This window comes from Sinomonas humi, from assembly GCF_000802235.1.
GTDB lineage: Bacteria > Actinomycetota > Actinomycetes > Actinomycetales > Micrococcaceae > Sinomonas > Sinomonas humi.
The window spans coordinates 1-899 of the sequence record NZ_JTDL01000011.1; the positions used below are offsets into that span (position 1 = coordinate 1).

Consider the following 899-nt stretch of genomic DNA (forward strand, 5'->3'; position numbering starts at 1 on the left):
AGGGCTCCCGGCAGGTCGAACCTGCCCCCGGTGCGCATCTTCGATTCCGGCACGAGGGAGACCACGAGCACGAACGCGACCGCACCGAGCGCGGCGGCGATCCAGAACAGGAGGTGCCAGTCGAAGTTGTCCGCGATGACCGCTGCCGCCGGCAGGCCCAGGGCCCCTCCCACCCCGAGGGACGCGCTCATCATGGCGGTCGCACCGCCCAGCTTCGCCGGGGCCAGTTCATCCCGCATGATGCTGATCCCCAGCGGAATCACCCCCGCCGCGAGACCCTGCAGCACACGGCCGACGACGAGCGGCACCAGAGAAGTGCTCAGCCCGCCGATGGCGGACCCGGCGATGAGCATTCCGATGCTCAGCAGCAGCATTCGCCGCTTGCCCACCATGTCCCCCAGACGCCCGACCGTCGGCGTCACCACCGCACCGGCGAGGAGGGTCGCCGTCACCGCCCACGTGCTGTCCGTTGCGGAGGCATGCAGCAGTCCAGGCAGCTGGGGGATCAGCGGAATCAGGAGGCTCTGCATCCGCGAGACGACGATTCCCGCGAATGCGAGCACCGCCACGAGCCCGGCACCCCGCCCTCCTGCGGCCAGCGGCCGCTCAGGCCCCGCCGCGGGCAGGCTTATGGTCCTTGATTCACTCAAAGGAGGTCCTTTCTCGATCTCCTTCAATCTAAGTCAGTCGCTTGAATTAAACAAGCGCGGTAGTGTTTGCTGGTCTTGAACAGTGGGAGGTCCAGTGAGCAGCAGCGAGGCAGAACAGCGCCCCGGCCGCGCCGTCAAGGCCGAGGCGACCAGGAACGCGCTGCTCGACGCAGCCGAGCGCCTGTTTGCCGAGCAGGGGGTGGTGGCCGTATCGAACCGGCAGATCAGCGAGGCAGCAGGGCAGGGCAA

2 protein-coding genes are annotated in these 899 nt (G+C 68.0%); one reads left to right on the forward strand and one right to left on the reverse strand.

What is annotated here, in order from left to right:
• Nucleotides 1-650 (reverse strand): MFS transporter (locus LK10_RS00760; protein WP_231567537.1); only part of this gene is annotated, 650 nt, incomplete at its 3' end.
• Between the two features lie 94 nt (nucleotides 651-744).
• Between LK10_RS00760 and LK10_RS22960 the strand changes: the two genes are divergently transcribed.
• On the forward strand, nucleotides 745-899 hold a 155-nt coding region (locus LK10_RS22960), incomplete at its 3' end, for a TetR family transcriptional regulator (protein WP_043119356.1).